This is a genomic window from Collinsella provencensis (genome assembly GCF_900199705.1).
Taxonomy (GTDB): Bacteria; Actinomycetota; Coriobacteriia; order Coriobacteriales; family Coriobacteriaceae; genus Collinsella; species Collinsella provencensis.
On record NZ_LT904908.1, the window covers coordinates 829,721 to 853,918 of the forward strand.

Annotated in this window: 20 protein-coding genes and 1 other RNA gene; 10 read left to right on the plus strand and 11 right to left on the minus strand. The window is 57.4% G+C overall.

Annotated features, from left to right (window positions below):
* Positions 1–73: 73 nt before the first annotated feature.
* Positions 74–940: a patatin-like phospholipase family protein gene (locus C1711_RS03840; RefSeq protein WP_102337870.1), complete on the minus strand. Its 867-nt coding sequence runs from the start codon at positions 938–940 to the stop codon at positions 74–76.
* Positions 941–1,438: 498 nt separating this feature from the next.
* Between C1711_RS03840 and ssrA the strand changes: the two genes are divergently transcribed.
* From ssrA to C1711_RS03870, 6 genes are all read left to right on the plus strand, one after another.
* Positions 1,439–1,806: a transfer-messenger RNA gene (gene ssrA / locus C1711_RS03845) on the plus strand.
* 1,057 nt (positions 1,807–2,863) lie between these two features.
* Complete coding sequence (locus C1711_RS03850) at positions 2,864–3,142, plus strand: excisionase (protein WP_009270622.1); 279 nt, start codon at positions 2,864–2,866, stop codon at positions 3,140–3,142.
* Between the two features lie 93 nt (positions 3,143–3,235).
* The gene (locus tag C1711_RS03855; protein ID WP_199824836.1) at positions 3,236–4,966 is read left to right on the plus strand and encodes a DNA primase family protein; all 1,731 of its coding nucleotides are present in this window, start codon (positions 3,236–3,238) and stop codon (positions 4,964–4,966) included.
* A 13-nt stretch (positions 4,967–4,979) separates the two neighbouring features.
* Complete coding sequence (locus C1711_RS03860) at positions 4,980–5,321, plus strand: hypothetical protein (RefSeq protein WP_102337872.1); 342 nt, start codon at positions 4,980–4,982, stop codon at positions 5,319–5,321.
* A 280-nt stretch (positions 5,322–5,601) separates the two neighbouring features.
* Positions 5,602–6,045 carry a plasmid mobilization relaxosome protein MobC gene (gene mobC, locus C1711_RS03865; protein WP_102337873.1) on the plus strand — a complete coding sequence of 148 codons (444 nt, stop codon included), beginning with the start codon at positions 5,602–5,604 and terminating at the stop codon, positions 6,043–6,045.
* Positions 6,045–7,559 carry a relaxase family protein gene (locus C1711_RS03870; protein WP_102337874.1) on the plus strand — a complete coding sequence of 505 codons (1,515 nt, stop codon included), beginning with the start codon at positions 6,045–6,047 and terminating at the stop codon, positions 7,557–7,559. The genes mobC and C1711_RS03870 overlap by 1 nt, the downstream gene beginning before the upstream one ends.
* Before the next feature lie 34 nt (positions 7,560–7,593).
* On the opposite strand, the gene C1711_RS03875 is transcribed toward C1711_RS03870, so the two are convergent.
* Both C1711_RS03875 and C1711_RS03880 read right to left on the minus strand, forming a co-directional pair.
* Positions 7,594–7,872 carry a hypothetical protein gene (locus C1711_RS03875; protein ID WP_066736968.1) on the minus strand — a complete coding sequence of 93 codons (279 nt, stop codon included), beginning with the start codon at positions 7,870–7,872 and terminating at the stop codon, positions 7,594–7,596.
* A 398-nt stretch (positions 7,873–8,270) separates the two neighbouring features.
* Entirely contained in the window at positions 8,271–9,389 is a 1,119-nt protein-coding gene (locus tag C1711_RS03880) for a hypothetical protein (RefSeq protein WP_102337875.1), read from the minus strand.
* A 241-nt stretch (positions 9,390–9,630) separates the two neighbouring features.
* On the opposite strand from C1711_RS03880, the gene C1711_RS03885 reads away from it, so the two are divergent.
* The 3 genes from C1711_RS03885 (at position 9,631) to glmS (ending at position 13,660) form a co-directional block, all read left to right on the plus strand.
* Positions 9,631–9,810 carry a hypothetical protein gene (locus C1711_RS03885; RefSeq protein WP_065532245.1) on the plus strand — a complete coding sequence of 60 codons (180 nt, stop codon included), beginning with the start codon at positions 9,631–9,633 and terminating at the stop codon, positions 9,808–9,810.
* Between the two features lie 79 nt (positions 9,811–9,889).
* The gene (locus C1711_RS03890) at positions 9,890–11,479 is read left to right on the plus strand and encodes a recombinase family protein (protein ID WP_199824837.1); all 1,590 of its coding nucleotides are present in this window, start codon (positions 9,890–9,892) and stop codon (positions 11,477–11,479) included.
* A 330-nt stretch (positions 11,480–11,809) separates the two neighbouring features.
* The gene (glmS, locus tag C1711_RS03895) at positions 11,810–13,660 is read left to right on the plus strand and encodes a glutamine--fructose-6-phosphate transaminase (isomerizing) (protein ID WP_102337877.1); all 1,851 of its coding nucleotides are present in this window, start codon (positions 11,810–11,812) and stop codon (positions 13,658–13,660) included.
* Between the two features lie 246 nt (positions 13,661–13,906).
* On the opposite strand, the gene C1711_RS03900 is transcribed toward glmS, so the two are convergent.
* Together C1711_RS03900 and C1711_RS03905 are read right to left on the minus strand one after the other, a co-directional pair.
* On the minus strand, positions 13,907–15,283 hold the full coding sequence (locus C1711_RS03900) for a PTS transporter subunit EIIC (protein ID WP_102337878.1): 1,377 nt from the start codon (positions 15,281–15,283) through the stop codon (positions 13,907–13,909).
* A 10-nt stretch (positions 15,284–15,293) separates the two neighbouring features.
* Positions 15,294–16,772 carry a glycoside hydrolase family 1 protein gene (locus C1711_RS03905; protein ID WP_102337879.1) on the minus strand — a complete coding sequence of 493 codons (1,479 nt, stop codon included), beginning with the start codon at positions 16,770–16,772 and terminating at the stop codon, positions 15,294–15,296.
* A 280-nt stretch (positions 16,773–17,052) separates the two neighbouring features.
* Between C1711_RS03905 and C1711_RS03910 the strand changes: the two genes are divergently transcribed.
* On the plus strand, positions 17,053–17,934 hold the full coding sequence (locus tag C1711_RS03910) for an AraC family transcriptional regulator (protein ID WP_159060043.1): 882 nt from the start codon (positions 17,053–17,055) through the stop codon (positions 17,932–17,934).
* A 728-nt stretch (positions 17,935–18,662) separates the two neighbouring features.
* Here the strand turns inward: C1711_RS03910 and gatB are convergent.
* From gatB to C1711_RS03940, 6 genes are all read right to left on the minus strand, one after another.
* Positions 18,663–20,342 carry an Asp-tRNA(Asn)/Glu-tRNA(Gln) amidotransferase subunit GatB gene (gatB, locus tag C1711_RS03915; protein ID WP_102337881.1) on the minus strand — a complete coding sequence of 560 codons (1,680 nt, stop codon included), beginning with the start codon at positions 20,340–20,342 and terminating at the stop codon, positions 18,663–18,665.
* On the minus strand, positions 20,339–21,850 hold the full coding sequence (gatA, locus tag C1711_RS03920) for an Asp-tRNA(Asn)/Glu-tRNA(Gln) amidotransferase subunit GatA (RefSeq protein WP_102337882.1): 1,512 nt from the start codon (positions 21,848–21,850) through the stop codon (positions 20,339–20,341). The genes gatB and gatA overlap by 4 nt, the downstream gene beginning before the upstream one ends.
* Positions 21,850–22,158: an Asp-tRNA(Asn)/Glu-tRNA(Gln) amidotransferase subunit GatC gene (gene gatC / locus C1711_RS03925; protein ID WP_102337883.1), complete on the minus strand. Its 309-nt coding sequence runs from the start codon at positions 22,156–22,158 to the stop codon at positions 21,850–21,852. Before gatC ends, gatA begins: the two co-directional genes overlap by 1 nt.
* A gap of 99 nt (positions 22,159–22,257) precedes the next feature.
* A complete protein-coding gene (locus tag C1711_RS03930) occupies positions 22,258–22,509 on the minus strand; it encodes an HPr family phosphocarrier protein (RefSeq protein WP_102337884.1) in 252 nt (83 codons plus the stop codon).
* A gap of 122 nt (positions 22,510–22,631) precedes the next feature.
* Positions 22,632–23,168 (minus strand): PTS sugar transporter subunit IIA, encoded by a 537-nt coding sequence (locus tag C1711_RS03935; RefSeq protein ID WP_102337885.1) that lies wholly within the window; start codon positions 23,166–23,168, stop codon positions 22,632–22,634.
* Between the two features lie 89 nt (positions 23,169–23,257).
* Positions 23,258–24,187: an AEC family transporter gene (locus C1711_RS03940; RefSeq protein WP_159060044.1), complete on the minus strand. Its 930-nt coding sequence runs from the start codon at positions 24,185–24,187 to the stop codon at positions 23,258–23,260.
* Positions 24,188–24,198: the final 11 nt, after the last annotated feature.

Below are 24,198 nucleotides of genomic sequence, written 5' to 3' on the forward strand. Positions count from 1 at the left end.
GCTCCACCGCCGCGGCAGATTGACGGGCAACCGGGCTGGAGCCAACCCGCCATCTTCACGAACTTGCACGAACCTACATGAATGCCTTGATCTCGTCCAAACGACGTGTTGCCTCCTGACGTCCCTGCAGGTAAAGCTCGAGCAGCTTGACAGGGTCGTGCTCCACATGACCCACCTCGACTGGCTTGGGCGGCGCCAGCACCAATGCGCGCCCCGATCGCTCGTACTCCCAGATGTGCTCGCGCTGCTCGTTATAACGCTCGTGGCGGTTCTCCATGGCATCGAGCAAGTACGGGTAGCCGGCGTACATACGGCGGACAAGCGCCATCTGGCTCGACGGCTGCTTCACATAGCTGCGGTCCTGCGTGAGCACCACGATCGCACGGTCGAAACCCGCATCCTCGAGCACATGCTCCACCGGAACCGAATCGGCGGTGCCGCCGTCCAGGTACAGGTGACCGTCGATCTCAACGGGCTTGGTTACCAGCGGCAACGACGTCGTGGCGCGCAGGTAATCCACATCGAGCGTAGCATTGCGCACGGGCAGGTACGCGGCGGTGCCGAATACGATGTCCGTGGCACATGCCCACATCTCCATGGGGTTGGCCAAAAAGGCGTCGTTATCAAACGGGTCGAGGCGATCCTGCACGTCGTTGAGCATAAAGTCGTAGCCGACCATGCTGCCGGTCGAGATGAGCGACTGCGCTCCCATATAGCGGGAATCGTTGCAAAACGCGAGGTTGACGCGATTTGCGCGACCAATCTGACGGCTCTTGTAGTTAAGGCCGTTGAGCGCGCCGGCGGAGGTTCCGTAGCACGCGGCGACCTCGATGCCATGCTCCATCATCACGTCGAGCACGCCCGCCGTAAACTGCCCGCGAAAGCTGCCGCCCTCAAGAACCAGCGCAACTTTTCCGGCATTCTTCGCCTTGTCTTCCATTCGTGCCCCTCCACATCGAACAATGGGTCTCGCAGATGCCGAGGCCCCGCGGCCCCGCTTCGCATTTGATACTCGCAATTCCTTCTACCACATGCTTCGTCATCTCAAACGGTCGGTGAACAAATGCCCGATAAGCGGAGCCGAACATGCCCGCTCGTTCAACGAACAACATGTAAGACCCCGGCAAATGCCCAACAGGCAGAGCAATGACGACCTGCCCGCTGAACAGAATGCAAAAGCCCTACCGCCCCTGACGAACAGCATCACATCCGAATAACGCGCAGCAAAACGTGGTAGAATACCTATCCACGGATGACAGGTTCTTTTCAAGAGCCGAGCCATTGGGTTCTTTGACAGGTCGAGTGAGCTGAGACTTTGGGTCTTTGCGCGGGCGGTCTTTGAGTTGCTTCAAAATGCGGGTTTGGTTGTCAAATCCACGCCGCGTCACATGTCTTAAGTCTCAATCGCGAAAGCGGGCTCACGCCGACCCCCATCAATGGGGGCAACTGGTTTCGACATGATAGTTCTGAGAGAGGAAGCAGGCCGTGGTCTCCTCGCCACGTTAAACAGGGGTACCGTCAAAATGAATTGACAAGAATTCTTCTTTTGAGCCCCAGCTGGCTCTCGCTGCTTAAATAATTAGCGGCGCGTCAACCCGGTGATTTCCCCGACACCGGCGCGACGTCATTTCAGGGGAATGCGCTTTGGCACGTAATCGGTATGGTCAAAGCTAAGATTGAACCGATTGGGACGCAGCGAGCGTGTCGCTTCGCGCAATGCGTCCGAGATTAAATAAGCGACTGAGCTTGGAGATGCCGATCAGGGAGCTGTTATGGACCGGAGTTCGATTCTCCGTGCCTCCACCAAAAGAGGAAGCGTCGAACTCTTCTTCATCAAGAATGAGTTCGCGCTTGTGTATAGATTTGGGGATGCCCTTTAGGGCGTCCCCTTTTCGTTTTCCTGACGTCGTATTTTGCGTTTTAAGACGTTTTAAGCCCGAAGAGGTACTCGTCTACCCTTCGGGCTTTTCTGTGGCTTAAAACGGCTTTTAGGGCATTCTGAAGAGGATGTGGGAGCACAACCTGCATCTCGCTTCGCTCGATGCGCTTTATGGACTGGATACGTGGGAAAGATGATGTATTCAAGAGATTGTTGTTCCATTTTGTTCCAAAAAAGTTGGAACAGACATTTCCCGCAATTCCTCGGTGCCCCAGCCCGATTTGAAAAATCCTGTTCCATTTCTCAAAACAAAATTGGAACAGACGAAACCCGCATATTCTCGGGGCATTTCTTCGATTGTTCCATTTGTTCCACTTTTTTATAAACCTTTATTTACGCGAGAAGAAAAAAGAGAAATCCGTATATATAAAAAAGTTTGTTGAAAAAAACCGGAACAATTGGAACAACGGCGTTTCGGGTCGAGAACCATCGGGAAATCAGCGTTCCATTTTGCCTGAAAAAACTGGAACAAAAGTGGAACAAAACTGGAACATTTACCTGAGAGCACCCCTCTTCCCCCTGTACCGCGATTTTTTTGCATACTGTTTCCGCTCATTTATGGCGGGAAACAGCGTCGGACAAGCCCCTGACCTGCAATTATATGACGTTTGCTATTGCTTTCCGTCATTTCATGTTGTATAATATCCATATATTCGCGACATGATTGCCGATGGATAGCGGCCGGGATATACCGACGTGAGCCTATCCGAGACCGAGCCTTAGGCTCGGGAGGAAGCCGATGAGGGTCCGCCCTCGAAACTGCGTCGGTCTGACGAGCCGATGCGGGAGGCAACAGCGTCTATCCGTCCAAATAGGACGGCAATCGCACGAACGTGACGAGCGGCGAATCAGATTTCAGCTTGATTGCTGGATTCTGGTTCGCCGCTTTTTTGCGTTTATAGGCAGGAAAAAGGAGGTTGCTTTATGGCAAATGCAAAACAGAAGAAGGGGTTCACGAAGAAGATTCTCGGCGGGAGCGAGCTGACGATGGAGGAATACGCGGCCTACATCACGGCTCTGAAGGCGAAGCCGTTCCTGACGAGTGCCGAGGCGTCGACCCTGTTCGAAATAGGAATCGGGCGCGTGCGTTCGCTGATGAAGGCCGATGACGCGGACTTCGTAGTGATGACCGACACGATTCGAAGTCGCCGTATTCACCGCGAGACGTTCGAGAAATATCTGGTGTCTCACGGGATTCATTAAGGAGGTGAGGTTATGAGGCAAAAAGAAAACCGCCCCGGCGCTGGCGACGCTTACGGGACGGTACCATTTAATTGTATTAATGATACCACAGATATGAGCGAATTTCAAGACTTAACATACAACGGGCTGCTCAAGGCGGTCACGGACGATTATCTGGACGGCCTCGACGAGGACGCCGACCTGCCGTTCGAGAGCATCGAGGCGGAGCTTCTTCAGGCGACCAACAACGCAATCGAGGAATACAACCTCGGTCCCCGCGACCCGAACGCCCCTATGGGAGCGCCCATCAAGGACGCGTACCCGAACGCGAAAGCCCCTGCTGACCGCGTACGGAAACTGAAGGCCCTGACGCCTTGGCAGGTGGCGAGCGTGATAATTCGCCTGTACCACGCGGTCGGAATCCGCCTGAACGGTCAGGAGGGTGACGGAAATTTCGATGTGGGGGTCTACCAATCCCACGGGGAACGGCGAGGGCTGTACGACACCCGCACCGAGACGGTCCGGAGGTTGATTACGGCTCTCCACCCGGGAATCAGCGATGTGGACATGCGCAACACCGAGAACAAGCTGCGCGTCCTCGTGCCGAAGGTGGAGCCTTGCAAAGACAAGGCACTCGTTCCCGTGAACAACGGAATCTTCGACTACGAGAACAAGATTCTGCTGGATTTCGACCCGAAGTACGTGTTCACCAGCAAGTCGAACGTGGATTTCGTCCCGAACGCCCGGAATCCGGTCATCCACAACGACCAAGACGGAACGGATTGGGACGTGGTCTCGTGGATGGAGGAGCTTTCCGACGACCCCGAGGTTGTCAAGGTTCTCTGGGAGGTGCTGGGGGCTTCCCTGCGTCCGAACATGCCGTGGAACAAATCCGTCTGGCTGTACTCCACTCAGGGCAACAACGGAAAGGGCACGTTCTGCGCCCTCGTCCGGAACCTGCTCGGGAAAGGCTCTTGGGCCTCGATTCCCCTGAAGGATTTCGGGCAGGATTTCATGCTTGAGGAGCTTACCCGCGTACAGGCGATTATCACGGACGAGAACGACGTCGGAACGTATATCGACAAGGCGGCCACGCTCAAGTCGGTCATCACGGGAGACCCGTTCCTGCTCAACCGCAAGTACAAGGCTCCAATGCCGTGCCTTTTCCGCGGGCTGATGATTCAATGCGTGAACGAGATTCCGAAGCTCAAGGACAAGTCGGAATCCATGTACAGGCGATTGCTCGTGATTCCGTTCGAGAAGCGATTCGAGGGCTGCGAGCGGAAATACATCAAGGACGATTATCTGGGACGAAAGGATGTCCTCGAATACGTCCTGTTCCACACCCTGTACGAGATGGATTTCGACGAGTTCAGCGTTCCCGAAGCATCCGAGAAGTCGCTGGACGTGTTCCGAGTCGACAACGACCCTCTTCGCCAGTTCGCGGACGAGGTGTTCGACCAAGCCGCATGGGACCTGCTCCCTTGCAAGTTTCTATACGATTTGTACCGCTACTGGTTCCAGACGAACGTCCCTCAGGGAAAGATGCTGAGCCGGAACTCCTTCTATTCCTCGCTCGAACTGATTGCACCGGAATACGGATGGCAGTTACAGGACAAGGTCCGCTCGGCGAACCGGATGGATGTCCCCGAGATGCTGATTCTCGAATATCAGGTGCAGGAGTGGATGAATCACGACTACCGGGGAAACGACAAGATGCGTCTGGCGCAGCCCGACGTGAAGGACAGCTATCGAGGCTATGTGCGGAACAAGGTGGGGTCGATTCCGGCGTACATGGTGTCCGGAGAAACGACCGCAAGTGAAGAGATAGATTCAAATAGATAAGGAGTGATTGATTATGGCTATAAAGAGATTCGATGACATAGACAAGAAGGCGCGTGAGCTTGAGGCTCAGGCGAAGAAGTTGCGCCGCGAGAAGCAGGCCGCGAAGACCAAGGCGTACGCAGATGCCCTCGTGGCGGTCTTCCCCGAAGTGAAGGAAATGGGTTCCGCCGAAGAGGTGCTCGCGTTCGTCAAGACGCTGCGCAGGGACGCCGGACATGGAAACGGCGGAAATCCTTCCGATGGGTTTCAGAACGCAGTCGTGCGCGGACCTGCGGGCGACGCCGATTCTTCGGACGGCGGCCGCGGTTCTCTCGGCGTCGAGGGCTTCAATCCCGAGCGCCGTCCCTTCGATTAAAACGCGCCGGAGGTTCGGACATGGGGAGTCGTCCCCGTGTCCGACATTCGGTCGCGTGGTTCTGTCGGACAGAACATGTTGAGTCGGAGGGGACAGATTCGGGGGTTCGAAGGGGACGGCAAAGCCGCCCCCTCGCAAGCTGACCATGGCGGAAAAATGCGATATTCGCATTTTGTACGTACATGGTCAATGCTTGCTCCCTTCCCCGTTTCGCAGATTGCAGCAAAGTGCGACGAGAAATGAGCATCGCATTTGGATTGCGAATAAGGAGGTGTTTTGCATGGCAAAAGAAGTTGAGAAGAGAAGCGGCAAGGCGACCCGCCAGCACTACAAGAAGGACCGTCGCGAGACTGTTATTCAGGTGCGCATGAACGCCGAGGAGCTTGCCCTTTTGGATGGGAAGAGAGGCGGACGCACGCGCTCGAATTATCTGCGTGGCGCGCTGTACGGTTCCGCCGGTTCCCACACGGAGCACGAGGTCGTTGCGGACACTCCGCAGCTCGACCGGATGCTGATGGAATTGAACCGAATCGGCGTGAACATCAACCAGATTGCACGGGCCTTCAACGCCCGCGTGAAAGGGATGGGCATGCTTGAGGAAATCAAGATGGAACCGGACAAGAAGGCGTTCGAGAGCCTGCGGGAATCCATCGACGGATTGTCGGACGAGGTCAAGGGGCTTCGAGCCGATTTGCATGGCGGAATCACGGGAGGTGATGTCTGATGTCGACGACGTATGTGCAGGCATTGCCCGACGTCCGGGGCCGCATGTCCTACACCGAGTTCGGAGAGGGAAAGCGCAGACGCGACCATCTGCGAAACGGGACGGACCGCATCGCCGCCCAGATGGGCGACATGCCCTCCCGAGGTGAGTTCATCGCGTACTGCAACGGGCTTCATGCCGTCCATCCGAACATGGTCAACGAGGGTTACGAGCTTCGCGTCTCATGGGCGCTCGACGAGTTGAATCCGGGCAATCCCGACGATGTGCAGAGGGGCATGGAGCACGCCTACCTGCTCTGCCATGAACTCGCCCCCGACTCCCCGTGTTGGGTGACCATGCACGTGGACGGCGAGGGCGGATGCGTCCACGCCCACGCGACAATCGCGAACCACGATTGCCGCACCGGGCAGGTCATCAACAAGGACGACACGAGCCTGTTCGCCCCGCGCGTGCAGGCGGTGAACGACGAGCTGAGCCGCGAGTGGGGCCTGTCCGTGATTGGAGCGGACAAGGACAAGTCGACGTGGGCGGAGAAACGGGACTCGTTCGAGCACGATTCCTTCGACCGCCATCTCGGCGATGCGGTGGCAAAAGCAAGGGACGACGCCAGCGATATTGATGATTTCAAGCAGCGTCTTGCGTTCGCCGGAGTGACCCTCAATGAGACATCGAAAGTCGACAAGAAGACGGGCGAGAAGTCCGTCGGATGGTCTTACAGGATGCGGGACGAATGGGGTCCGAAGCGTAGGACCCGGAAGCGCCGTGCCTCCAACCTCGCAGACGACCTGACGAAGGAAGGCGTCGAGCGGTTCTTCGAGGAGAAGCAGGGACAGCAGGCCCGCGAGGAACTGAAGACAGCGCCGGCCCCGAATCAGGATTCCCAGATGGTCGGCATGGAGGATACGCAGCAGGATTCCCCTGCCCAGCATGATTTTGACATGTACGAACCGAGCGAGTCCGACGTGAGGGACATGGCCTCCGATTTGAAGAACGTGTACGCCCGCCGCAGGAAGAGCGAGGGCATGCCTATCGCCGGGGAGCAGTACGAGGCGCTCGCGAATGCAGAGAACGACCCGGAAGACGCCCTCGCCCAGCTCCGCGCCGATGTGGAACGCGCCCGCAGGGAGTTCCGCGATTCCAGGGAGGCACGAGACGCCCTGAAGGGAGCCTGCCCGAGCCTCGCGATGGGATTCGGGCTGTACACGCTGGCGAGCAGGACCGGGACCGACCCCGTCTCCCGCATGATGTCGGACATGATGGCCCGGATGTTCCGCATGATGATGCTCCAGTTCATGGAGGACCAGCGCCGCAGGATGCAGGAGGATGCCGAGCGTCGTCTCTACGAATCCCGAGGCAACATGTGGGACGCCGAGAAGCGCCTGAAGGCCGCCGAGGAGGCTCTGGACAACGAGGCCGCCCGCACCGTCAAGCATCGCGGCGTCACGCCGAAGATGCAGCAGACGGCCGAGGCGACGGAGCGCGTGCGCGACGAGGACAAGTACCTCGGGGAGTAAAAAAATGGCGGCTCCCTTGCGGGAACCGTCATTCTCAGCGAATCTCGGGGGCGGGCACGCAGTCCCAGCCTGTACCGAAGTGGGTGATTCCCCAGACGTACAGGTCGAGTTCCTCGTCATGGAACACCGGCTCGTCCGTGTGCTCCATCAGGAAGTCGGGGTAGCTGATGATGTACCACTGGAATATCTCGTCCCATGGTGCGAAATCCCCGCTCACGAATTCCAGCGGACGATGCGCCATCTCGTTGGCGAGGACCATCCCGCCGACCGTCTTGGCCAAATCCGCATAGGTCTCGATGCCGTAGCCGTTCATCTCTCGTCTCCCTTTCTTTCGGGCCTTCTCCTTCACGCGCCGACCCGATGCCGAAGGCATATCGACGGTCGAGAGCGCGGGTGGGCTTGAGATGGGCTTGGAAAAGACCTTTCAAGGGTCTCTCCCCGAAAGAGGCGGAAACGTCGAAAAATCGACTTCGGCTCGTCTATGGGACGATTCCCGAAAATCGTTCCGAAAGGGGTCTAGGGATGATGGAACGGTGGGCTTCAGAAAGCCCCTCGGAGGGTCTCAGGCGTCTTCGCCTATGCCATGAGTCGTATCGCGATAGTTTGGCGGGCATCCGCCGTACCGCCTGTGGCGGAGAATTGAAAAAAAAAATACGGCTATGCCGTTCCCCCGTGAGGGGTCTGGCATAGCCGTGGTATGGACAGTTGTGATTAACGGCGGGCACCGCAGTCGCAGTATTCGTAGTCGACATAGGTTTCGTTGTGACCATGGTCTTCCTGATGGGAACCGACCTGAACCTGTTTTTCCTCGTAGATGGTTTCCGTACGGTAATTACCGATATAACCAGCTTTAATAAGCTCCTTAGCGTGAGCCTTTGCGTCGTTGATGTTACTTGCGACATATCCGTCTTCAGCGAAGATGAAGTTTGTTCCTACAGCGACCTTCTGGGTTTCATAGTCGGGAACCGTCACCATGTTGGACACCCACTTCTGTGCGGTGTGCTGTTTCCACGAATGCTGGTGAGCAGGTTTGCTCGGCTTGTCGGAACCGCCAGAGTTTCCGGTGTTGCTGGAAGAGCCGGAGTTGGAACCGCTGTTTCCAGAGTTTCCAGAGTTGGAATTTCCAGAGTTGGAGCTGGAAGAGTTGGCGTTTCCGTCGGAAGGCTTGTCAGCAGGCTTGCTGGTAGTGTCGGCAGGTTCGCTGTCGACATTGACTTCCTCGTCGGCTTTGGAAGCGTCTTCCTTCGTCTCGTCAGAGGCGTTCGGGTTGGCGTTCACATTGCTATCGAGCTTGTCGAGGATAGCCTTTCCGTTGTCACCCTTGAGGGTGGAGTCGCCGTTCTCAACGGCGGTCTTCGTGTCGGTTACGATTGCCTTGAGCATATCGTCCGTCACCTTGTCTGCGGAGATGAAGGTCATCTGGCAGTCGACAGTGACTTCGTCCTGTTCGTCGGAGATTGCGACTTCTGTCGCATCGCCGGTGTCGAATAGCTCGTAGGCTGAGCCGTCCTTATTGACAGGGCTGATGACATCGATGTCGTAGCGTCCCTTGTCAACTTCTACTTCGGATGTGCCCTTGTTCCCGTCCTTATCAGCCTTCACGGCGTGATAGAAGTCAACGGAAGCGTTGTCCTCATCAAGCCCCTTGATGTGGACGATGGCAGGCGTGGAATTCTCGTCCCAGCCCTTGTCCGCCGTGATGGTCAATGTGATTCGATGGCCCGGCGCTTCTTCCCCCGTTTTAGCGGTTCCGCATGCGGCCAGTGATAAAGCCATGGCGAGGGACGCCGTCACGGCAAGCAGGCGCTTGACGGTCGGTGTTAGAGTCATATGAAAGAACCTCCTTTTATGTGTAAGCTGCCACTCTCACTTTTGGTGCGGCAGGCCGCACCTCATTGTCAGAGCAAAATCCAACATATTATTATATAATTATATATAAAATCTGCACGTAAATCAAGGGATTTCCCGGTCGGCGCACATTATCACGCTGTCCGGTGCCTCCCGCCGGAGATTGACACTCTTGCGTTGCAATTATATAATTATATAAAGTTTACCTAGGGAGGGAGTACGGATGGATGGGACCAAGAGTGGAGCCGCCCCCGAGAGGACGATTCTCTCGCTTTCCATAACGGTGGAGGACAAGAGAAAGCTGAAGATTATGGCAGCAGAGAGGAACACGACCATCGCGGCAATCATCCACGGGTGGGTGAAGGAGCATTGTTCCGACAAGTCGGAAGAAAGCACAAATTGAGCATTTGCGGACTAATCAAAAAGCATTTAATCAATTGAGATTGAAATAGAAAGTGTCTAAACGAATGGAGGTGATTCATTTGGCGAGAAAGAAATCAAAGCTCAACGACAACAACCTCGCCATCGCGTACTATCGCTACTCCTCCCACTCGCAGAACGAGGCGAGCATCGAACAGCAGCGCGAGCTTGCCCACGAATGGGCGGACGCGCACGGGCTGAAAATCGTCCGAGAGTACGAGGACGCGGCCATATCCGGCACGAAGGAAGACCGTCCGGGATTCCAGCTGATGTTGTCGGAGGTCGCAAAAATCCGTCCGAACACCCTCATCGCGTGGAAGACCGACCGTCTGGGTCGCGATAAGTACGTGCTGGCGATGGCGAAGAAGACGATTCGCGACGCGGGGTGCGAGATACACCTGCTGGCGGAGAACATCCCGACGGACACCGCCGAGGGAATCCTCATCGAGGGGCTGATGGAGGCTCTGGCGGAGTATTACAGCCGGAACCTGTCCGTGCACATCCAACGAGGGATGGACTTCAACGCCGAGCACGCGAACTTCAACGGCCATAAGGTGTTCGGCTTCAAGACGGAGAAGGTGGACAAGAAGCGCAAGTACGTCATAGACCCCGATACCGCGCCGTTCGTGCAGTTGATGTTCACGAAGTACGCCGAAGGAGAACCCATGCAGTCCATCTGCGACGAGTTCAACGAGGCCGGTCTGCGTACGTCGAGGGGTAACCCCTTCGGTGTGAAGACGATGCACAGGATGCTCAAGAACCGCGCGTACATCGGCGAGTACAGGCACGGCGAGTTCGTCGTTCCCGGCGGGATGCCCGCTCTGGTCGACGGGGAGACGTTCGACAGGGCGCAGAAGCGCCTCGCCGAGAACAAGCGCAAGGGTTCCCAGAGGGCGCGAGGAATGGATGAGGATGGCGCTCCTCGCTACTGGCTGACCGGGAAGCTGTACTGCGGCGAGTGTGGGGAGACGATGCAAGGTGTCTCGGGCACGAGCAAGACGGGGCGCACGTATTACTACTACTATTGCTCCGCCCAGCGGAAGAAGCTGTGCACGAAGAAGAAGGTCAAGAAGGACTGGATTGAGGACCTCGTGACCGACGTCCTGAGGTACATCATCGACGACTCGGAGAACCTGATGTCCCTTGCGGTGGACGCCGCCGTGTACTACAAGGAGCATTACAAGGAGACGGGGTACCTCGAAGGTCTGGAGGCGAAGCGCAAGGAGGTCGAGAAGGGCATCGCGAACCTGATGAAGGCAATCGAGGGCGGTGCGCTCAGCGACACCCTCATAGAGCGCCTGAACCAGCTTGAGGCGCAGAAGGCATCCCTGAACGACGCGATACAGGCCGAGAACGTCAAGGTCTCGCTGTGCGAGGACGAGCACAGCATCAAGGCGTACTTCGAGAAGTTCCTTCACGCGGACTTCGACAACCCGGAGACGCGCGATAAGATATTGGAATATTTCGTCGATAAGATTTATCTCTACGACGAGAAGCTGGTCGTGACCTCGTGGTATTCGGAGGATAAGACTGAAATCACGTGGGATATGCTGAAAGGAGCGGACGGCGACCCTTTTGTTAAAGGGGAAGCCGCCGAGTTCGACTGCTTCCCCTTAGGCTCCACCATAGGAGAATTAGGCGAACACCTTTAGGTGCTCGCCTTTTTTGTTTGACTCACCTATTGCCTATGTCGTCTATCTGTCGCCTATACGACCTGCACCGTTCTTCCAGCCTCCTGTCATCGCCTATAGTCTCACTCCATCGACCATAGCCCAGCAGTGTTATCCATGCAAAATTTGTGAATCGGTTAACAATGGAACTGGTTTGCCTTTCATAAGACCACCGTGGGTAAAATCGACCTGTCGTTTCCGGCACCATGCCGTTGCAGGCCACCTGTATGCAGCAATGCAGCATTACAGCGCAGGCGTTTTGCAACATGAAGCCATTGCGGCGCAACTACAAACGAAAACAGGAGGTTCACTATGTGCGGCATCGTTGGCTACACCGGCAACCACCAGGCCCAACCATTTTTGCTCGACGGACTCGCATCCCTTGAGTATCGCGGCTACGACTCGGCGGGCATCGAAGTCCTCTCCCCCGACGGATCGCTTCACGGCGTCAAATGCTCGGGTCGCGTCGAAATCCTCGCGCAACGCTGCGCCACGGCAAACCTCGTGGGAACATCGGGCATCGCCCATACCAGATGGGCCACACACGGCGCCCCTTCCGACCGCAACGCCCATCCGCATACCGATTGCTCAGGCCGTATCGCAATTGTCCACAACGGCATCATCGAAAACTTCCGACAGCTACGCTCCCAGCTTATCGCCGCTGGTCATGAGTTCAAAAGCGATACCGACTCAGAGGTTATCGCCCACCTGATCGAGGACTCTTGGAACGGCCCCGCCAAGGGCAACCTGCTCGAGGCGGTCCGCATCGCCGTCTCCCGTTGCGAGGGCTCCTGGGCGCTGGCGGTCTTGTGCGCCGACATGCCCGGCCAAATCGTCTGCGCTCGCAGACGCTCGCCGCTCGTCATCGCTACCACTGCAAACGGCTGCTACGTCTCTTCCGACATCACGGCCCTGGCTGGCAAAGCCAAGGAAGTCATCCAGCTCGACGATGGACAGCTGGCGATCCTGAGTCCACAGGGCACCTGCTCGGTTTTCGACGAGGACGGCAATTCCGTCAACTCCCCGACCACCATGACCGTGGATTGGGACGCCTCGGCCGCCACCCTGGGCGGCTATCCCGATTTCATGGCAAAGGAAATCGCAGAACAGCCTGAGGCGATTCGCCGCCTGCTCCAAAACCGCCTTGGCAAACACGGTATCGAACTCGACGAGCTCACTCTCACCAAAGAGGAGATGGCCGCCATCGACAAGGTCTACGTCGTGGCCTGCGGCACCTCGTACCATGTCGGCCTCATCGCCCGCGACTTCATCGAGAACTGGGCAAAGGTCCCGGTCGTCGTCGAACAGGCCTCCGAGCTCAACTACAAGGAATCGGTCCTGGTAACCCCCAACACCCTTTGCGTCATCATCACCCAATCCGGCGAAACAGCCGACACCCTTACCGCCGCGCGCCGCATGCGCGGCCTGGGCTGCAAGATCTTTGCCATCACGAACGTTCTCGGCTCGACGGCCGCACGCGAGTCGGACGGCACCCTGTACATCCAAGCTGGCCCCGAAGTTTGCGTCTGCTCGACCAAGGCTTACACGGCGCAAATGGTCGGCGCCGCCTTCCTCGCCCTGCGCCTCGCCCAAGCACGCGGCACCATGACGAGGGAAGAGGTCGAGAAGAAGTTCCATGAGCTGGAAACCGTTCCCAATCTCATCGACCAGGTTCTCCAGAGAAGCTGGCAGGATAAGGAGGCGTCTCGCGCCTTCCGCCGCGCTCATTCGTCGCTCTTCCTGGGACGCGGTGTAAACTCAACCGCTGCCGCCGAGGGCGCCCTCAAACTCAAGGAGATCAGCTACCTACATGCCGAGGCATATGCGGCAGGCGAGATGAAGCACGGACCGATCGCCCTGCTCGAGCCCGGCTTCCCCGTTGTGGCGATCGTGCCGCAGGGCCATGTGCACGACAAAACGATTTCCAACATCCAGGAATGCATCGCCCGCGGTGCCACGGTCATCGGCGTTGCCACCGATGGAGACGAGGACGTTGCGACGATCTGCAGCAATGTTTTGTGGGTGCCGCCTGTGACGGACGAATTCCTCGTTCCCCTTGTGGTCGCCGTACATCTCCAGATGCTGGCACGCTACGTTGCAATCGACCGCGGCTACGACGTGGACAAGCCGCGCAACCTCGCAAAATCGGTCACGGTCGAATAAAGGCTGTTGAGGAACTCGAAAAGCGCACGCCAAGTTTACGTAACAAGCAAGAATCCACGCTAATCCTTCAATTCAGAAGTAATCGCGTCTCTCGCCTTACCGGAAAAGCTCTTGCGCGAAAGCAACCAAAAAGGGCACGCCCTGCAGGACGTGCCCCTTCGCTGTTAGTATCGGCAGCTAGCCGTCACGATGTATCCAATAGGATCACACAAACGTGTTTTCTTCTCTTCCCAAGAGACTTAACCGCTATTTCTTCAGCGGGGTCTTCCACAGGAAGAAGCTCAACGCTGCGGCAATCAGCCAGGTGGCACCAATACACACCACGATCATGATGAGGTTCATCGGATCGCCCGAAGGATCGGCATATACCGGCAGCGAGGTAATACCAGGCATCACGAAGCCGAAGCACTTCGCGCTCAGAATCACGGTCAACGCACCGCCAATGCCATTCGCGACCATCGCGGAGATGAGAGGCGTGCGGTTTGGAACCTGGACCGTAAACAGCGCCGGCTCGGAAATGCCCATGAATGCGGAGAATGCGCAGGTAAATGCGGCAGACTTGAGCTTCTGGTCCTTCATGCGCAGCGCAGCGCCAAAAGCCGCGCCAGACTCGGCAAGGTTATGGCAGAACGAAACAGGCAACAGGTAGTCGTATCCAAGCGTGGCGATGTTGGAAATCTGAATGGGGCTCGTGGACTGGTGCATGCCGAACAGCACGATAAGCGGCATGAAGAAGCCCAGCAGGAAACCGGCGATCGGGCCAAGCGTGGAGAACAGCCACACGATGCCGTTTGCCAATCCGATGCCGCACCAGGCACCAATGGGCGCAAGCAGCATGAGGTTGATCGGCAGAACGATAGCAAGCGACAGCGCCGGAACCACTACGAGCTTGAAGAGGTCGGGCACGACCTTATCAATCGCACGGTACACGAAAGACAGGCCAATGACGCCAAAGATGACCGGGAACACCGAGCTCGCATAGGAGAACACGGGTACCGCCATACCGAAAAGCGTGAGCGGCGTTTCTCCTGTACCCACTGCGTTCACGATGGTTGGATACATAAGCGAACCGGCGACGCACAGGGCGAGCGAACGGTTCACCTTGAATTTATCTGCAGTGGAAACAGCCAACAAAAACGGCAGGAAGTAGAACGGGATATCGGAGATCATATTGAAGATCGCCCAGTCACCGGAACCCGTATCGATGCCAAACGCTGCGATCGCAGCCAGGATGCCCTTGACGATACCGCCCGCGACCAGCGCCGGAATAATGCTCGAGAAGATGCCTGTAATGATATCGAAAACGCGGGCGCTCCCCTTGGGTGCAAGCTCCTCCTGGTCGGCATCGGCGTCAACGCTGCCTGCAAGTTTGTCGGCACCCAGCAGGGGCTCGAGCTCGTTGTACACCGAGTCGACGCCGGGGCCGATAATGATCTGCCACTGTCCGTCCTTAATCTGCGCACCGAGCGCTCCATCGAGCTTGCCAAGCGCCTCGATATCGCCCAGAGAATCATCCTTGAGGTTCAGGCGCAAACGCGTGATGCAATGCGTTGCCGTTGCCACGTTGTCTGCACCACCCACCAGCTTGAGAACGTTGGCGGCCAATTCTTGTTTCGAGCTCATCCTTGTCTCCTTACCCCAGGTCGGCGCCGTTGGAGGCGATGCACGACCGATACCAATAATAGGAATCCTTGCAATAGCGCTTCGCGCTACCCTTACCGCTGTTGTCGAGATCGACGTAGATGACGCCGTAGCGCTTGCTCATCGTGAGCGGGCCGCACGACACCAAATCCAGGAAGCCCCAGATCATGTAGCCGCGAACATCTACGCCATCAATGACTGCTTCGCGCATGCAGTCGATGTGTTTACGCAGGTAATCGATGCGGTACGGGTCGTGTACGCTGCCGTCGGCCTCAAGCACGTCAGCGGTACCCAAACCGTTCTCCGCGATATAGAGCGGCAAACCGTAGCGATCGTACATCTGGTTGAGGGTGACGCGCAGGCCAAGTGGATCGATTTGCCACCCCCATTCCGTCGACTCCAGATATGGGTTTTTGTTTGCCATCACCAAGTTGCCTGCGGTCTTTTCCCAACCCTGATCGGCAGTCGCAACCTGAGAGAAGTAGTAGGAGAACGAAAGGAAATCGACGGTATTTGCAGCGATAAGCTCTTCGTCGCCCTCCTCCATCTGAATCTCAATCCCCAACTTGTCAAAGTAGCGATCCATGTAGGCGGGGTATGCTCCGCGTGCCATAACATCGGTATAGAACCAGTTGGCGTACTGGTCGTCATGCAGCGCCTGCATATTGTCCTCAGGACGGCACGTAGCCGGATACGTACAAAAACGTGCGATCATGCCGCCAACTGGCGTTTCGGGACATTTCTCATGCACGATTTGGATGGCGCGAGCATTAGCCACGAACTGATGATGCAAACACTGGAAAATCTGCTGGTCGAGATTGTCGCCCTCTTCATCGGCAATCAAGCACACGCCATCCCACGGGGCAAAACGCCCTGCATTGAACTCGTTGAATGGCAGCCAAAAATCAACAAGATCGCCCAGCTCTTCCACAATCGTCTCGACGTAACGCGTGAAAAACTCGATCGTCTTGCGATTCTTCCAACCACCGTACTTCGTAACGAGGTTCACGGGGATGTCGTAGTGAAGCATGGTGACAAACGTCTTGATACCGCACTCATGGCAGGCGGCAAACAGCTCGCGATACCAAGCAATACCTGCAGGATTGGGTTCTGCATCATCTCCGTTGGGGAAAATGCGGCTCCAGCAGATCGAAGTGCGGAACAACTTGAGCCCCATCTGGGCGAAAAGGTCGAGGTCCTCACGCCAATGATGGTAGAAATCGTTGCCACGACGCAGGGGGTAATACTCCGTGCCGTCATCGAGCAGGGCTGCCTCAAACTCAGCCTTGGAGAAGGGATTGTTCTGATGCTTCTCCTCAATCTGGTCATGCGTCCAACTGCCATCGAGCCAACGGCAATCCTGGGTTGACTTGCCCTTGCCGTCTTCGTTCCACGCACCGTCTGCCTGGGAACATGCGATGGCGCCGCCCCACAGGAAGTCGTCGGGGAATCCCGTCTTGAGCTTGCCCATACGATTTCGCTCCTTTCTCTTTGTAGGTCGTCTGACTCATCCTACTGAAGAGAAAAAAGCGGTAATATCGCATAGAACGGTTAGATTCCTAACATATTTACAGACTTCCTCCGTTTAAACGAGAAAAGCTGCCGTTTGGAGAATTGCCATGCCCACCAAGAAACTCGAGCAACTCCTATACCAAGTCACCGAATCGGAGTGCTGGCACCTCATTCATCCCGACGAGCCGAGTCCACGGTTCAAGGGCGTCGAACGCACGGTCATCGACGGACAGGAATACATGGTCTTCGATTGGAGCAACACGCTGCACGAGCGTTCTTTTGGTATGATTCGCGAAACGCGTTTCACCAATATCCCGCCGCATATCAACCGAGATATGGAGCTGAGTGTCATCTATAGCGGGTCATGCGATTTTGTCGTCAACGGACGGCCGCTTCACCTCACTAGCGGTGACGTGCTCATTTGCGACGCCAATGTGGTGCGTAGCTCTCCGAGTGTCAAAAGCGAAAACGATATCGTAATCTCAATGGTCTTTCGCAAGGAGTTCTTCGACTCCGTGTTTCTCAGCCACCTACCCGGCTCCAGCCTGCTCACCAACCTGCTGTTCGATGTAATCGCCCGCAATCGTGCACACGACCAATATTTGATGCTGCCGGCTGCATACGCAACCCATGCACGAACTTATATTGAGTTGTTGTTTGAGGAATATCACTTTTCGGGAATGTATAGCACGGAACTCTTCCGAGCCCAGGTTACCTGCCTGTTCCTTGAACTTATCCGCGGGTTGTACCATCGTGCAGAACACACCGGCAACACGGCATTTGGCGACCGAAACACCAGAAGCATTCTGGCCTACATCGAGCAGAATTACAAAGAGTGTACCTTGACCTCAACTGCTCGGGAATTTGGTTACAGCCCCAACTACCTGGGAAATCTATTAAAACGCCAGACCGGCCGTTCATTTTCGGAAATCAAGCTCGAACAGCAGCTCTCTGAAGCAGCGTATTTGCTGGCCAACACACGCCGCTCCATCGAGCGCATCGCCAATAAGGTTGGAATCTCGAACATGACATATTTCTACCGCAAGTTTGAAGCAAAATACCATGTCACGCCTCGTGTTTTTCGTCTGCAGGCAGCAGGGGAACACGAGAATCCACGCTGATTATTGCCGTTTGCGTCTGTTGCCTTTGGCGAGGGGTCTTCACCTATGGTGAAGAGCCGTTGCCTATGACTTCCCGCGCATAATAAGTCTAAAATTGCAGAAAACCATAGGTAACGGCAAACGTTCATAGATAACTGCAGCCAACCACGAATCAAAAAACGGTATCAACCTGCACCGAGAAGACTTTTCCGTACGCAAGTTATCTTCTGCTGCGGTAGAACGCATCCCCACCCCGCCGCGTTTTGGAAAAGTGGTCAATTTACCCCCAGATTGGGGTGTTCAGAACCCCAAAACGACCGGAAAAGGAGTCCTCTTCCGCCGTGGGGCAATCATCCACCAACAAAACCGCAGGATTCATTTCTCGCGCATCTCCAAAAAACACGAATCGGACCCTCCGAACACCCCAGCCTGGCACCATTTTGACCATAATCTCAATACTCGACCAATCTGAGGAGCTTGAATCCCCCTTGAAGAGTGGTTGGTTCTCTTTTCCGCAAAATCACATTGTTCGTCTGTTACCTATGATTTCCTGTGAAATAAAGGTCCCAAAACGCAAAAAACCATAGGCAACAACAAGTGGTTGTGAGCAATTGCGACTAGCTATAAGGAAATCAGACATTCCCTATTTGAAGAACAAGGATGCAGGAACACCTCGGACACTTATAAAAAAACGCCCCCGCCAGAAACGACGGGGGCGTTCCAATTCGCGCATCACAAAGCGCACTCGATTACTCCTCAAGCGCCTTGCGCAGCAACTCGTTGAAGAGCTTGGGATTGCCCTTGCCCTTGCTGGCCTTCATGCACTGACCCACCAAGAAGCCAATCACCTTCTGGTTGCCATCGCGATACTGTTGCGCCTGATCGGTACACGCAGCAAGCACCTGGTCGACGATGGGCTGCAACGCACCGGTGTCGTTCACCTGGCGCATGCCGCGCGCATCCACAATCGCCTCGGGGCTCTCGCCGCTCTCGGCCATGGCTTGGAGCACCTCGGGCGCCTGATTACTCGCAATCGCACCTTCTGCCAGCAGCTTTGCAAGCGACGCCACCTGTTCGGGTTTGATGCCGCTCTCCCCCAGCGCCACGCCGGCGCCCTTGAGATACGCGGCCATCTCGTTCACCACGAGGTTCGCCACAGCTTGCGCCGCCTTGCCCGCAAGTCCACTTGCCGCCTGCTCAAAGAACACAGATGTCTCGGGGTCGCCCGCAAGCTGCTCGGCGTCGGCACGCTTGATGCCGAAATCACGCTCAAAACGCTCGCGCTTCGCATCGGGCAACTCGGGCAACTCGGCGCGGCAATGCTCGATAAACTCGTCGCTCAAATCGAACGGCGCCAAGTCGGGGTCGGGGAACAAGCGGTAATCGTCCGCCGTTTCCTTCACGCGCATCACCACGGTACGCTTGCGGCCCGGCTCCCAATGACGCGTTTCCTGGTAGATGATGCCACCCTGCTCAAGCACCTCCGCCTGACGGCAAATCTCATAGGCAAGACCGTCGTGCAGGCTCTTGAACGAGTTGAGGTTCTTGAGCTCGGTTTTGGTCCCCAAACGTGTCTCGCCGCGACGACGCAGGCTCACGTTGCCGTCGCAACGCATGGATCCCTTTTCCATCGAGCAATCGGAGATGCCGATGGTGAGGAAGATGCGGCGCAGCTTTTCCATGAACAAGCGTGCCTCTTCGGGCGTGCGCAGGTCGGGCTCAGTCACGAGCTCGATGAGCGGTGTGCCGCAGCGGTTGTAGTCGATCAGGCTCTCGGAGGCCGCCGTGATACGCCCCTCGGCACCGCCCAGATGTACCATCTTGGCAGCGTCTTCCTCCATGTGGATGCGCAGGATGCGGATGGGAACCGTGTAGGAACCGTCCTCGTGGCGCTCCGCCACGGCCAGCTCGCTCGCATCGTAGGAGGACATACCGGCAAGCGCGCCGCCCTTCTCGGGCAGCTGCTCGGCCATCTGGCGCGAAAGCCCGTCGGCATGCGCCGAAGCGCTCGCAAGGCTCTCGGCTTCAGCGGACCCAAAAGCGCAGGTAGGACGCTCTGCGGCGCCTTTACCCGTCACTTCAAGGTCGAGGCGTCCATGCATGCAAAATGCCACAGGGCCCTGTGTGGTCTGGAAGTTCTTGGCCATGTCCGGATAAAAGTAATGCTTGCGATAGAACATCGAATGCTTCTGGATCTCGCAGTTGGTCGCAAGTCCCGCCTTCACGATGCTCTCGATCGCGCGCTTGTTCGGAACGGGCAATGCGCCGGGAAGACCCAGGCACACAGGGCACACGTTGGTGTTGGGTTCGTCTTCGTGGCTGAGCTTGCAGCCGCAGAACATCTTGGTGTCGAGCGTCGTGAGCTCGGTATGGATCTCAAGGCCGATCACGGCCTCCCAGTCTTTCAAAACTTCGGAGAGCTCCTTCATGCAAGCTCACCTCCCTTCCCCGCAAAATCGGGTGCAACACGGCAACCCGCCGCACCCGTCGTGGCCTCAAAGCCACGCTCGACGGCGCGGGCAAACGTCAGCAAGTTGCGGTCGTCAAACGCCTTGCCCACCAGTTGCGCCGCCACGGGCATGCCGGAGGCGGAGCCAACACCCAGCGGTACCGTGATGCCGCCGTTACCGGCAATGTTGATCGAGATTGTGAACAGGTCGGACAGGTACATCTGCGTGGGGTCGGACAGCTCGCCGAACTTGAACGCCGTGGTGGGGCTGGCGGGCATGAGCAGCACGTCGGCCGCCTCATAGGCGCGCTCATAATCGTTCACGATAAGCGTACGGGCCTTCTGAGCTGCGTAATAGTACTTGTCATACACACCCGAGGACAGCAGGTAGGCGCCGAGCATCTGACGACGCTTCGCCTCAGCACCAAAGCCCTTCGCACGGGAACGGGCGGTCTGCATGGCCAGATTGGGGCAGCCCGGCTCCTGATACCCGTAGCGCACGCCGTCAAAACGGGCGAGGTTGGAGAACGCCTCGGCGGGGCCGATCACGTAATAGGCCGCGATGGCGGCATCCAGATGCGGGAGCTCGACTTCAACCAGCTCCGCGCCCTGATCTTGCAGCACGTGGGCAGCGAGCTCGACGGCTTCTTTGACCTCGGAAGTCAAACCGGGTGCATTCATGAACGAGGGGATGATGCCCACGCGCTTGCCCGCAATATCGCCCTCGAGTCCGGCAGCGAAACTATCCGCGCAATCCACGCTCGTGCTATCACGCTCGTCGCGGCCGCCCGCGCACAGCGCGTCCATGGCACGCGCTACGTCTTCGACGGTGCGCCCAAACGGACCCACCTGGTCGAGTGAGGAGCCAAAGGCCACCACACCGTAGCGCGAAACCGTGCCATACGTGGGCTTCATGCCCACCACGCCGCACAGCGCAGCGGGCTGGCGAATGGATCCGCCCGTGTCGGAACCCAGGGAGAGCGTGACCTCACCCGCTGCAACCGCAGCCGCGGATCCGCCCGACGAACCTCCGGGCACGCGCTCGAGGTCCCACGGGTTGTTCGTGCGGAAAAACGCCGAGCTCTCGGTGGATGAACCGAAGGCGAACTCGTCCATGTTGGCCTTGCCCACCGGCAGACAGCCCGCATCCAACATGCGCTGCACGCAGGTGGCGGTAAAGGGCGACTCATACGTCTCAAGCATGCGGGAAGCACAGGTGGTACGCGTTCCCACCAGGTTCATGTTGTCCTTGACGGCCAAAGGCACACCCGCAAGCGGGGGCAGTACCTCACCCGCCGCGCGAGCAGCGTCCACGCGAGCGGCGGCCTCAAGCGTCAACTCGGGCGTGACCTGCAAAAAAGCCTGCACAGCGCCGTCGCGCGCTTCAACTGCATCCAGAGCGGCGCGGGCGACTTCGGTGGCCGAGAAATCTCCAGCGGCAACGCCGGCGGCAATCTGCGCGGCAGTCAACTCGTCGATGAACGCCATTACTGCTCACCTCCGCCCAAAATCGAAGGCACGCGGAATTGACGCTCACGCGAGGCGGCGGCATTGGACAGCGCCGCGTCGATCGGCAACGCACGAACGGTATCCACCGCGTCATCGCGCATGACGTTCGACAACGTGCCGATGGGATGGAACGTGGGCTCCACATCCTCTGCGGTGTAATTCAAAATCGGCTCAACCATCTCAACGGCGTCATTGAGATAGCTGGTCATCTGCTCAAGCTCTTCGCCCTCTAGGGCAATGCACGCGTAATCGGCAATCGCGTGCACGTCATCTTGGGTGAGTGCCATGCGGTGCCTCCTTCTTCCCAGTAGATATAGCCCTCTTAGTGTATAAAAAAGGCCGCCCCCAAACGAGGCGGCCCGAAAGAAACCCAACTTGTTACAGCACTAGAAGGTGAATACCTCACGCAGGGCATCGGCGCAGGCGAGTTCATCGGGGCCCTCGACGACAACCCGAAGCGTCTCTCCCTTGCGAGCGTCGAGCGCCATGAGTCCCACAAAGTCCGTCGCAACACTGGAACGCTCACCCGCGTATACCGTCACCGTGCTCTCAAATGCGCGGGCAGATGTGCAAATCTGAACGACCGGCCGTGCGTGGAGTCCCTCAAAACCGGCGATGACATGAGAAAGCTCAATCATAGAGACCTTCCTGGCAATAGGACGGCAGCGCGCAACGGGAAAGCGGCGCCTCTGGGGCGGGCGCCCAACTTGGAGCAATCGTCACACCTAGGGCAAACGCCACGCCAAAGGCAAAATCGCTCTTACTTGCGCGTCACCGTAACCACGGCGTCGCCGGCGGCAACCTCAGCGTCTGCCTCGACGGCAAGCTCGACTGCTGCGAACTCGGCGGTGTTGGACACGGCGAGCACCACGCAATCCTTGTAACCCGCCTCGGCGATAACGGAGCGGTCCATTTTGAGCACAGGCTGGCCGGCTACGACCTTGTCGCCCTGCTTCACGTAGCCCGTGAAACCCTTGCCCTGCAGGTTGACGGTGTCAACGCCCACATGCACGAGCACTTCGATACCGCTCTCGCCCATGATGCCCACGGCATGACCCATGGTAACGGTGACCTCGCCGCTCACAGGAGCATACACGGTATCGTCCCCGGGCCAAATGGCGCAGCCCTTGCCCAGAATCTCGCCGGAGAACACCGGATCGGGGACTTCGGTCATCTTGATGACCTTGCCCGTCACCGGAGCGCACAGCACATCGGCACCAGCCTGTGCCTCGACGTTCGCCGGAACGGCGGGGGCGGCAGGCGCCTCTTTTTTCTTAAATACGTCAAACAGACCCATGTGGACCCTCCTTGTTACCTTGAGCACCCGTGCACTCAATTCAGTAGGTTTATTCTACCGCAGGTAAATCAGCGCACTTGTCGATTCGCCTAGAACAAAACTAAACCGATGCCCAGCAAACACGGCATCGTGATGAGCGAAAGCAGCGTGGAAGACGACACCAATCCGGCTCCAAAACGATAGTCCCTACCGAACATCTGGGGGAAAATCGCCGTAACCGTGCCACAAGGCGCCGCAAATGCAATAAGCAGCGCCAACTTGATGGGCGTGGGCAGCGGCAAAGGAAGCATGCAAATCACGATCAACAGCGGAACCACCAGCAGGCGCAAAAAGTTGGTGAGGTACAAGTTCTTGTTGCGCAAAATGCCGCGGATATCCGCCTGGGCAAGGTAGGAGCCGAGCACGAGCATCGCAAGACCCGTGTTGAGCCCCGCCAACCCCGAAGCCGTGGACTCCACCACACCGGGAAGATGAACGGAGCCCAGGAACAGCAGCACACCCACGAACACCGCGGCAACGGCCGGATTGGTCAGAACGCGCCGAGGTGAGACCTCCTCCTTGTCCTGGGAGATGAGCCAAATGCCATAGGAAAACGTAATGGGCACCTGTGCAGCGATGCAAGCCGTGACGTAGAACACGTACTCCTCGCCCAGCACCGCCTGGACGAGCGGAATGCCCACGAATCCCATGTTCGAAATCATGATGCCAAGCTGCGAAATACGTTGGCGCTCGCGATAGACAAACCACCCGATTGCGGCGGCGACAAAGGTGAAAGCCCACGTGAGGACCATGCAAATGGCACCGTCGATGAGCTTTTCCATCTCAAACGTAGTGGCGAAGGCCGTGATGGTGATAGCAGGGTTCGCAACGTAGAGCGCCACGTTTGCCATCTGTGCAGCACCATGATTATCCAGGTACTTCGCCTTCACGAGCACCACGCCCACGCCCATCATCAGGAACATGGCGACGGTCTGCGTCACCATAATCGGCATCGTCTCGGAAAGCGAAATCCCCGGCATACTGTCTCTCT

Excerpts from the sequence above, each read along its gene's own strand:
- C1711_RS03840 (WP_102337870.1), bottom strand. The coding sequence starts at position 940 with ATGGAAGACAAGGCGAAGAATGCCGGAAAAGTTGCGCTGGTTCTTGAG.
- C1711_RS03850 (WP_009270622.1), top strand. The coding sequence starts at position 2,864 with ATGGCAAATGCAAAACAGAAGAAGGGGTTCACGAAGAAGATTCTCGGC.
- C1711_RS03855 (WP_199824836.1), top strand. The coding sequence starts at position 3,236 with ATGAGCGAATTTCAAGACTTAACATACAACGGGCTGCTCAAGGCGGTC.
- C1711_RS03860 (WP_102337872.1), top strand. The coding sequence starts at position 4,980 with ATGGCTATAAAGAGATTCGATGACATAGACAAGAAGGCGCGTGAGCTT.
- mobC (WP_102337873.1), top strand. The coding sequence starts at position 5,602 with ATGGCAAAAGAAGTTGAGAAGAGAAGCGGCAAGGCGACCCGCCAGCAC.
- C1711_RS03870 (WP_102337874.1), top strand. The coding sequence starts at position 6,045 with ATGTCGACGACGTATGTGCAGGCATTGCCCGACGTCCGGGGCCGCATG.
- C1711_RS03875 (WP_066736968.1), bottom strand. The coding sequence starts at position 7,872 with ATGAACGGCTACGGCATCGAGACCTATGCGGATTTGGCCAAGACGGTC.
- C1711_RS03880 (WP_102337875.1), bottom strand. The coding sequence starts at position 9,389 with ATGACTCTAACACCGACCGTCAAGCGCCTGCTTGCCGTGACGGCGTCC.
- C1711_RS03885 (WP_065532245.1), top strand. The coding sequence starts at position 9,631 with ATGGATGGGACCAAGAGTGGAGCCGCCCCCGAGAGGACGATTCTCTCG.
- glmS (WP_102337877.1), top strand. The coding sequence starts at position 11,810 with ATGTGCGGCATCGTTGGCTACACCGGCAACCACCAGGCCCAACCATTT.
- C1711_RS03900 (WP_102337878.1), bottom strand. The coding sequence starts at position 15,283 with ATGAGCTCGAAACAAGAATTGGCCGCCAACGTTCTCAAGCTGGTGGGT.
- C1711_RS03905 (WP_102337879.1), bottom strand. The coding sequence starts at position 16,772 with ATGGGCAAGCTCAAGACGGGATTCCCCGACGACTTCCTGTGGGGCGGC.
- C1711_RS03910 (WP_159060043.1), top strand. The coding sequence starts at position 17,053 with ATGGTCTTCGATTGGAGCAACACGCTGCACGAGCGTTCTTTTGGTATG.
- gatB (WP_102337881.1), bottom strand. The coding sequence starts at position 20,342 with ATGAAGGAGCTCTCCGAAGTTTTGAAAGACTGGGAGGCCGTGATCGGC.
- gatA (WP_102337882.1), bottom strand. The coding sequence starts at position 21,850 with ATGGCGTTCATCGACGAGTTGACTGCCGCGCAGATTGCCGCCGGCGTT.
- gatC (WP_102337883.1), bottom strand. The coding sequence starts at position 22,158 with ATGGCACTCACCCAAGATGACGTGCACGCGATTGCCGATTACGCGTGC.
- C1711_RS03930 (WP_102337884.1), bottom strand. The coding sequence starts at position 22,509 with ATGATTGAGCTTTCTCATGTCATCGCCGGTTTTGAGGGACTCCACGCA.
- C1711_RS03935 (WP_102337885.1), bottom strand. The coding sequence starts at position 23,168 with ATGGGTCTGTTTGACGTATTTAAGAAAAAAGAGGCGCCTGCCGCCCCC.
- C1711_RS03940 (WP_159060044.1), bottom strand. The coding sequence starts at position 24,187 with ATGCCGGGGATTTCGCTTTCCGAGACGATGCCGATTATGGTGACGCAG.